The sequence below is a fragment of the Cyanobacterium stanieri LEGE 03274 genome, assembly GCF_015207825.1.
In the GTDB taxonomy this organism is placed as follows: Bacteria; Cyanobacteriota; Cyanobacteriia; order Cyanobacteriales; family Cyanobacteriaceae; genus Cyanobacterium; species Cyanobacterium stanieri_B.
In genome coordinates, this window is the sequence record NZ_JADEWC010000021.1 from 49,646 (window position 1) to 59,020 (window position 9,375).

At 37.7% G+C, this 9,375-nt stretch carries 9 protein-coding genes; 2 read left to right on the forward strand and 7 right to left on the reverse strand.

Features of this window, described 5'->3' with window-relative positions; translation table 11 throughout:
* Window positions 1-46 precede the first annotated feature (46 nt).
* Window positions 47-685 (forward strand): Crp/Fnr family transcriptional regulator, encoded by a 639-nt coding sequence (locus tag IQ215_RS10040; protein WP_347239029.1) that lies wholly within the window; start codon window positions 47-49, stop codon window positions 683-685.
* Window positions 686-699: 14 nt separating this feature from the next.
* On the opposite strand, the gene IQ215_RS10045 is transcribed toward IQ215_RS10040, so the two are convergent.
* Complete coding sequence (locus tag IQ215_RS10045; protein WP_193801171.1) at window positions 700-1,608, reverse strand: LysR family transcriptional regulator; 909 nt, start codon at window positions 1,606-1,608, stop codon at window positions 700-702.
* Window positions 1,609-1,733: 125 nt separating this feature from the next.
* Window positions 1,734-2,924 (reverse strand): IS200/IS605 family element RNA-guided endonuclease TnpB, encoded by a 1,191-nt coding sequence (tnpB, locus tag IQ215_RS10050; protein WP_193801172.1) that lies wholly within the window; start codon window positions 2,922-2,924, stop codon window positions 1,734-1,736.
* A gap of 357 nt (window positions 2,925-3,281) precedes the next feature.
* Between tnpB and IQ215_RS10055 the strand changes: the two genes are divergently transcribed.
* Window positions 3,282-4,061 (forward strand): fumarylacetoacetate hydrolase family protein, encoded by a 780-nt coding sequence (locus tag IQ215_RS10055; protein WP_193801173.1) that lies wholly within the window; start codon window positions 3,282-3,284, stop codon window positions 4,059-4,061.
* A 117-nt stretch (window positions 4,062-4,178) separates the two neighbouring features.
* Here the strand turns inward: IQ215_RS10055 and IQ215_RS10060 are convergent, their stop codons facing one another.
* The 5 genes from IQ215_RS10060 to IQ215_RS10080 form a co-directional block, all read right to left on the reverse strand.
* Window positions 4,179-5,246, reverse strand: coding sequence for a phosphotransacetylase family protein (locus tag IQ215_RS10060; RefSeq protein WP_193801174.1), 1,068 nt, complete (start codon window positions 5,244-5,246; stop codon window positions 4,179-4,181).
* A 359-nt stretch (window positions 5,247-5,605) separates the two neighbouring features.
* Window positions 5,606-6,250, reverse strand: coding sequence for an imidazoleglycerol-phosphate dehydratase HisB (hisB, locus tag IQ215_RS10065; RefSeq protein ID WP_193801175.1), 645 nt, complete (start codon window positions 6,248-6,250; stop codon window positions 5,606-5,608).
* 233 nt (window positions 6,251-6,483) lie between these two features.
* Window positions 6,484-7,302, reverse strand: a complete 819-nt coding sequence (gene recO / locus IQ215_RS10070; RefSeq protein WP_193801176.1) for a DNA repair protein RecO — start codon at window positions 7,300-7,302, stop codon at window positions 6,484-6,486.
* Between the two features lie 102 nt (window positions 7,303-7,404).
* Window positions 7,405-8,280 carry a glutamate racemase gene (gene murI / locus IQ215_RS10075; protein ID WP_193801177.1) on the reverse strand — a complete coding sequence of 292 codons (876 nt, stop codon included), beginning with the start codon at window positions 8,278-8,280 and terminating at the stop codon, window positions 7,405-7,407.
* A gap of 514 nt (window positions 8,281-8,794) precedes the next feature.
* On the reverse strand, window positions 8,795-9,375 hold a 581-nt coding region (locus IQ215_RS10080; protein ID WP_193801178.1), incomplete at its 5' end, for an N-acetylmuramoyl-L-alanine amidase family protein.

A 9,375-nucleotide genomic window follows, 5' to 3' on the forward strand; every position in this document is an offset into this window, starting at 1 on the left:
CATTACCTTCCATTAACTTTGATACCCTAGGATAGTGGGTAATTCGATGTATCCTAGCAAACATTGCCTATTACAATTTATGTTAATTACTCCTCCTTCTAAACTTCATTTAAGCACTAAAATTCAGTGTAGCGAAAGAAGATTACATTTTTATGGCAAGGGTGAAGAAATTCCCCTTTTAACTCAGGGTGTGTGGAATATTAGTAGTGGTTTTGTGCAATTGGTGGCCATGAATAATCAGGGGGATGAAACTTGGTTAGGATGGGCATCCCAAGGAAATTTTTTTGGTTTGTGGTTAACTTCCTTAGATTCTTTTAAGGCAAAGGCTTTGTCTGATGTTTATTTACAATGGTACAGTTTAGAGGAGGTGGGTAAATCTTCATCCATTGCCCAAAATATGTTGGCTCAAACCGTCATCAGAGTTCAACAAACAGAACGGTTATTGGCGATCGCAGGATTAAAAAGAGTTGAAGAAAAACTCATTGCCCTATTACATCTATTAGCAGAATCCATCGGCGAGAAGATGAGTAACGATTATTCACGTATTACAGTACGATTTACCCATCAAAATTTAGCCAGTGCGATCGGTACTACAAGAGTCACAGTCACTCGTCTTTTAGGAGAATTACAAAAAGATGGTTTAATTTGCATCGATAAAAACCGTCATATTATTATTAAAACATAAATAGCGATGGAATATTAAGTTGGGGATTGGGTTTGATGGTAAACAAGATTGAAAAAGTTTTTTACCGTGGGAATCTCTAACCTATCCCTAGTAGTCACTAAAACAACGTCTCTAGTGAGGGGTAAACCCGAGTTTAGGGCAATGGAAACCACCCTAAGGGTAGGATCTAAGGTGGCTTCTTGGAGCGCAGATTGGGGCAACAGAGCGATTAAATTACCCTGACGAATTACCCCCCGAAAAGCATCAAGGGTATTTAATTCCATGGCTACCGTCAAATCAAAACCATGACTGGCGAATAAATCTTGAACAATGCGCTGCATTCCATAACCGTCTTTAAAAATTACTTGGGGAAAACCCACTAAATCTTTAATGGTCAAAGTTTGATAAGATGCTAAGGGATGATCCTTTGCCACTAAAACTTGGATTACTTCTTCATACAAAGGCTTGACAAACATTTCTCCGGTGGCCGTCAAGTATTTATTGTTCATTACAATGGCAAGATCCACAAGTCCATCTCGTAAAACTTTTAAGGCGCGATCGCTCCCTAGGGCTGTCACCCTCAATTGTACTTGGGGAAAACTACGGCAAAATTGTTGCAAGATAGGGGGTAAAAAATAGGCACACACCGAATGAATGGCCGCTACGCATAATTCTGGTTGCTCACCCTGCAAAAGTTCTTTCATTTTTTCCTCAACCTTTTCCCACTCCTGACAGATGCGCCTAGCGTGGGGTAATAGTCGTTCTCCCCCTACGGTTAACTTAGCTTGGGCGTGGCGATGAAATAAAGAAGTGCCTAGATGAGCTTCTAAGGCTTGAACCTGACGGCTTACCGTGGATTGAGTAACACCACACTTCTTGGCAGCTTGTCCGAAACTTCCCGTATCATTAACCGCTAAAAACGCCTTAATTTGCTCAATTCTCATTAATTTATCAATCCTCTGCCTCTGGTGTTACATCCAATTAATACCCTACGACCTGATAACCTTTTCAATCTGTAACAATCCATACTATATTGAGGAGTTATTGACTACTCCCACCGTTAAGCTCCTTAAGTCGCTGTAACGGGGGATTCTTCCTTCGCAGAAAGATGCCTTACAAAAGCAGTGCCTTTGCTCGGTCTTACTCGTTCTCCAGAAGCTGATGCGATATGCCCTACCGCAAAAATTCGTAAACCTTCATCTCTGATATTTTTCGCCGCATTTATATCCCTGTCATGTATCGTTCCACATTTAGGACATTGCCAACTACGAATATCTAAAGTTAAGCTATCGACTTGATGTAAGCAGTGATTGCACGTCTTAGAACTAGGGTAGAACCTATCTACTTCTATGTAATATTTCCCCCCCCATTCTGCTTTATATTTAAGCATTGTGCAGAATTGCCCCCAACCGCAGTCACTAATTGACTTAGCTAACTTGTGGTTTTTGACTAAGTTCTTCACTGCTATATTCTCAACACATACGACTTGGTTTTCGTCCACTAATTTACGACTTAGCTTGTGTAAAAAATCTTCTCTACATCTCGTTATCTTTTCATGTACTTTAGCCACCGCTTTTCTTGCTTTATTACAGTTATTTGAGCCTTTCTGCTTCTTCGCTAAACGTTTCTGTTTTTTAGCTAATTTATGCTCATACTTACGGTAATGATTAGGATTACCAAATTTGCTACCATCACTGGTAATGGCAAAATCTTTTACTCCCAAATCAATACCCACTGCTTTACCTTCTGAGTTTTGCTCTGGTAAGTCTTGCTCATCATCATAGAGACAAGAAGCAAAATACTTGCCCGATGAAGTCATGGATACCGTAACCGATTTCAGCTTACCCTCTGGCAAACGAGATACCTTACAGTAAACTTTTTTTAATTTAGGTAAAGTCAAGTAATCACCGTCAAGTTTAATTCCTTGTGGGAATCGTACGGATTGCTTATTTCCTTTCTTTTTGAATTTAGGAAATTTAGCCCGTTTCTCAAAGAAGTTTAGAAAAGCACTACTTAAGTCTAAAGCTACCTGTTGTAAAGCCTGAGATGGAACTTCAGTTAACCATTCCTTCTCTTTCTTTAATTGTGGTAGTTTATTTATGATTTGATTACGGCTTAAACCTTTACCCGTTGTTTTGTAAGTCTCATTAGTTAAATTAAGTGCAAAGTTATAGAACCAACGACAGCAACCAAAAGTCTTAACGAGTAAGACTTTTTGCTCATCAGTAGGATAGATTCTATATTTGTAGGCTTTTAGCATTAAACTATTTAATTTAACTTACTTGACTATGTTAACATATATCTATGGGAATGGTAAGGAATTGCTATCGCAATGTTTTATTTGTGGGTTCGCTTACATCTCCCGTTTATTTCTGTGGGTATTTTTTTTGTTGAGAAATTAAACGGGAGTCTTTCGCTCACATTTCAAGATAAAACCTAATTACTATTTCGGTCTTAGCTATGTATTGAAATCTTAGTGATTTTACTATAGCATTACCTAGGAGTATTTTTTACCAGTTATTTTGATGGTTTATCGTTGTTTACGACCAATTTATTTTTGATCATAAAAAACTTCATTATCCATAAAATTTAATATCTAATTTTTAGAATTTATATCATGGCACAGCGTTATGTAAGGGTTAAAACCAAAAAAGGACAAACATATTACGGCAAACTACAACTTGACCGTAGTGTTCAGGTTTTGGATGCTCCACCATGGCTAGATGGCACTGAAACAGACTTAGTTTTAGAGGTGGATGACTATCTCTTATTAGCCCCTTGCGCCCCTTCCAAAATCATCGCTGTGGGCAAAAATTACGCCTCCCATGCGGCGGAAATGGGTTCTGAAGTACCCAAAGAGCCTCTTATCTTTCTCAAGCCTCCTTCTTCTATTATTGCCCATGAACAAGTTATCTATTATCCTAAACAGTCTCAGAGGGTAGATTTCGAGGGGGAATTGGCGGTTATCATAGGCGATCGCACCAAAAATTGCACCATAGAAGAAGCAAAAAGCAAAATATGGGGTTACACCATTGCTAATGACGTTACGGCTCGAGATTTACAGAAAAAAGACGGACAATGGACAAGGGCGAAAGGATTTGACACTTTTTGCCCCCTGGGCCCATGGATTGTTCGGGAATTGACCTCAGGGGCAAGGTTAGAAACCATTATTAATGACGAAGACACTCCCAAACAGTCTGCCCTTCTCGAAGATATGGTCTTTTCTGCCCCCGAAATAGTTGCCCATATCTCTCAGATTATGACTCTCTTACCAGGGGATGTTATTTTAACAGGCACTCCCGAAGGTATTGCCCCCATGCAAATCGGCGACACCGTCAGTGTGGAAATTGAAAGTATTGGGGTTTTAACCAACACCATTGAAGCGATGCCAGATTAATCATGAACCTCAGCTCGGGATTTATCAGTATGGTAGGGACGTACCATTCTACGTCCGTACAGGTTTTAGGTGATGGGGCGACAAGGGGTTTAAGCCCCCTGTGATGATTTTGAAATTTTAATTTAAACCAATTTTTGTTAATAATTTATCTAGGTTGAAATGTTCTTCTATTAATTGTTGTACGCACTCAACTTTGATGGTTTCTTGGAGACGTACTGTGCCGAAGGCTTGATCGACAATTTCTACGGTGGTGAGGGTATCAAAATCCACGGTTAAAATCGGTATTTCTAAGTCTTCAGCCCTTGCTAAAATTAGTTGTTGAGGGGGGATGTGTCCCGTTAAAATTAGGCAGTTTGTAGAGCTTTCTAGGGCGGCTAATTGTAAATCGGTGCGATCGCCCCCTGTCACCACCGCCATATTTTGTCGTTGACGGAAATATTCTAAAGCAGAGTTAACATTCATCGCCCCTACCGTTAAACTTTCTACCATTAAATCTAGACGATCAGGACGACACAACACATTAGCTTTTAATTGTGCCACTAATTCCCTGACACTAACACTCTGTAATAATCTATCGGTGGGTAACATCCCTAAAACATCAACCCCACGACTTTCCAAGAAAGGTTTAATAATATTGGTCATGGTATCTAGTTGATCATGGGGAATACTATTGATTGTAACACCTAAGAGGCGATCGCCAAACATTTGTTGCGCACAAAGAATTTGATCAACAATTTGTAGGGCATCATACTTCACCACCAACAACACAGAAGCATCTATCTTTTCGGCAACTTCAGGGCTAGAAAGATTAAATAAATAACCCTGAGACAAATTCCCCGCCCCCTCTACCAAAAGTAAATCTCCCTCAATGGAGTTACAATAATCAAGAACATCAATATCACTATCCCCCTGACTACCTAAAGCATCGGTAATGGTTTTTTGGTTTAATAACACCAAGGGAGACTTAATTTGAGCAGAAGATAAATCCAAAGTCTGGGTAATAAAACTTATATCTTGTTCATCTTGAGTCGTATCCAAATCATTAAAACAAGTGCCAATGGGCTTAGCGTAACCTAACCTGATTCCCCTTTGTCGTAGTTGATGGGCTATACCCAAAATAGTTGCGGTTTTTCCGGTATAGGGTTGACTAGAAACAACTAATAAATATTTTCTTTTCTGAGACATGATAAATTTTCCTCTAAATATTATTTTTAGAATTGACAAATATTTAATAAAAATAATTAACAATCCATACAAATCAAGATGTTAAACAATGAGTTTGTTATGCTGAAATCTCTATCTTAGACAGGATAAAAACAAAAATCCGTTCATCTTAACTATTTATTAATAAATCGCCATAAACTAGAATATAAAATCAGTTTATAGTGACCTTACAACAAACAACGCTAGAAAATAAATAACTTTACCTCCCAATTTATAGCCACTAAATTAATCTCCGTGGGCGTAACCAATCTTTTTTTTAGCCTATGGTTATCAATATGTTGCCCTACGGTGAGATTTATCTACCTAATATCATACTTTCCTTATAAAACACCCTTAGAACTAGGAATTTCATTCAAACGACGAACATCATATTCTAAAGCCATGCGCATCGCCCTGGCAAAAGCCTTAAAAGTTGCCTCAATAATGTGATGAGAGTTAATACCATCCAACTGGCGAATATGTAGAGTAATCTGACAATGATTAACAATGGCTACAAAAAATTCCCTAACCAATTGAGTATCATAATTACCAACCCTTTGGGTAGGTATATCTAAACCATAACTCAAATGGGGTCGTCCTGAAAAGTCAAGGCTAACTTGTACCAACGCTTCATCTAAAGGGGCGATAAAATGCCCAAAACGATTAATTCCTTTCCTGTTACCCACCGCCTTAGCTATGGCCATTCCAAGGGTAATACCGACATCTTCATTGGTATGATGGTCATCAATTTCTATGTCTCCTGTGGCCTGAATATCTAAATCAAGTAAGCCATGGGAAGATAATTGGTGTAACATATGGTCAAGGAAGGGTACTCCCGTATTAACATTGCATTTTCCCGTCCCATCTAAATTAACTTCTACCTTAACATCGGTTTCCTTTGTATCACGACTGATGGCGGCAATACGGTGGGGAATAGAAGCTATGTCTGCTGAGGGGGCAGGAATTAAGGTGTTATTGAGTGTCATTATTTAACTATAAAATATTCAATAAATAAAAAAGGGTTCTATAAATGTTGCCATAATTAATGAAGACTTATTTTTGTGACGCACCATTTTTGTTGCTTGGTTTGAGTCATTGAAGATATGGTCAATGTAATTATGGTTTATTATTTATTTCATGGATACCCTTTCATATATGATAATCCTTTTTGAGATCTGATAATTGGGGCTAAATGAAAAAGTAGCTTAACGGTTGGTGATTATGGGGCGGGGTAGTTTAAGGCAAAATTAACCATCTCCGCTGATTTTAAAGTATATCCTAAATAAAATTCTATATACTTTGTCAAGTTCCTTTCAATGTTCATCCATGCTCTATCAATGTCTTTTTGAGAGTATATTTGTTTTATTTCTTTTTCTATATTCTCTAAGTTTCGATGGGCTAAACATTGTAAAAGACATAATTCTAGGCCACTGAATTTAGCGTTAATCGGTTCTTTTTTATCATTATTTAGAGCAGATAATTCTATGAAACCTCCATGGTAAAAACTAAATCCTATACGCCAATGAGATTGAGATAAGTTAGGAATTAGGGGGGTTTGATTACGGAGACAATAATTAACCTCAGGGGCTATACCTGTAAGGGTTAAAACATTAAAAACTCCTTGGGCCAGATGGGGGGTTAAGTTACTTTTAATATCTAATTGTTCTAAGGTTTTTAAATATCGATTAAAAGTATTATATAATTCTTGTTGGGGTTGTTCGATGAGGGCTAAATTAAGGATGATTTCTGCTAAGTATTGACTGATAGTTAACTTGCCTAAGTTTTGACTTAATTTGGGATATGATTCTTTTGTTTCTGCTTGAATTAGTCGATCTAAACTTGTTCCTTTTACTACTAAAAATTCATTAATTACTAGGGGTTGAATTCTGCCCCTTAGTCTTGATTTATATTTCCTTGCCCCTGGGGCGATCGCCCTTACTAACCCCCTCTCAGGAGAAAAAATAGTCACCAATAAATCATTTTCCCCAAAGGGCTTTTGTTTAAGTATAATCGCCGTAGTCTGATAGGTTTGGCTCATTTTCCATTAGCAAAAATAACAACAATAAAACAGACAATAGGGACGTAACCCACTACGCCCCCACAATTATCATCAATAACCTTTGTTGCTCAACCACAAAAATTAAGCAATCAAACTTTCTGCATAAACATCATCTTGAGAATCTCTAATTTCCCCAGAATTATTAATCACCTCAAAATGAGGTTGTAAGTGAATTTGTTCTACATTAGGGGTAAAACCTAACCATCCCTTAGAGGCTTGGGCAAACTCCTCGGGATTACCACTAACACAAAAACGAGTAGCCAAAGCATTTTCCCGATTACGTAATCCATTAATTTCCAACTCCTTAGCAATGGCCCTAACCACCGCATAGGCAGGATCGACTAACTTCACGTAGGATGGTAAAATCTCCTTAAAAACCCCTTCTAAATGGGGATAGTGAGTACAGCCATAAACCAAAGTATCAATTCTATTCCTTAATAAAGGCTCAAGATATTTTTGGGCAACTTCCTTGGTATAAGGTTCATAAATCTTATTTTGTTCAATTAAAGGGACAAACTCAGGACAACCAATTTGCCAAACCTTCGTATCAGGTTCAAGTTCATTGATGGCATTACGATAAGCATTACTAGAAGCCGTTGCCACCGTAGAAATCACCCCAATTCTCTTACCCTGTTTGATGGCGGCTTTTGCGCCGGGGTGAATTAAACCAAGGATAGGGAAATTAAATTCCGTCCTCACTTCCTCAAGGGCAAGGGCAGAGCTAGTATTACAAGCCATAATCACCATTTTGACTCCCTCTTGTTGCATCCAATAAAGAATCTCTCTGACGAATTGTAAAATTTCTTGGGCAGACTTCGTACCATAGGGTAAACGTTTCGTGTCTCCAAAATACAAAATAGATTCTTGGGGTAACTGACGATATATCTGCCGTAATACCGTTAACCCACCCACCCCGCTATCGAATACACCTATCCTGTTATTAAACGCATTTGTCATAAATTTAGTTATTATTTCCATTGAAATTAATATAATATAAGCAAATTTACTCAAGATTGTAAATATTTTGTGAGGAATTAAATATATAGAACAAATAAACGGTTTAGTAATGATAAAAAAACGGTTAAAATTATTACCGAATATTTAAAAAAGCATCTTATGACAACAGTATTTAATGCTTTTATCAGTCCTTTAATTATTTGTTTCTAATCAAATGTAATCTTTTCTCAATGAAGATTTCCACTGATTTTAGTTTATGTAATAAAATGATACATTTAAAAATCAGTTTACCTTCAAGGTTAATATATTTCAACACAAGAATAAATCAGGATAAAAATTTTTATCCACAAATTTTCTCAACAAACAAAAAGTATTTAAATCAAAGATTAAAACATAGTTTTTATAATTACGATCACAATGAACAACAAAAAAGGCTGGGGATGAAATGATTACTTCATCCGTGGACATCTCGCCTTTGAGGGTAAAACTTTAAAAGTATGTCATGGAGATTTGCTTATAGTCGATTGGTTCTAACATATTCCACAATACCTGCGGCAATACCTTGGGCCATTTGTCTTTGAAAGTTAGGATCTCGTAAACGGGCAGCATCTTCTCTCCCCGTAACAAATCCAGTTTCCACCAATACAGAGGGCATTCTAGCGTTACGAAGTACGTAAAACCTTGCCTGACGTACTCGACGATCGCGTATATTTAGTCTTTGTAAAATATTACGATGAATAACATTAGCTAAATTACGACCACTTTGAAAATAATAAGTTTCCAAGCCGTTGACATCAGGGCGACTCATACTAATGGCGTTAGCATGGATGCTTACAAATAAATCAGCATTAAGGCCATTGGCCATGGTAGTACGTCCCTCCAAACTGATAAAAGTATCATTATTACGAGTTAGACGCGCTTGGATGCCTTGTTGTTCCAAAATTCTTACAACTTCTAAGGAAATAGGCAAAATAACATCTTTTTCCCGTAAACCTGCAATACCCACGGCGCCTGGGTCTCTACCGCCATGGCCAGGATCGATGATTACTAAAGGACGAGATTGATTAGGTCGATTATTAACAGGGGGGGTTGTAT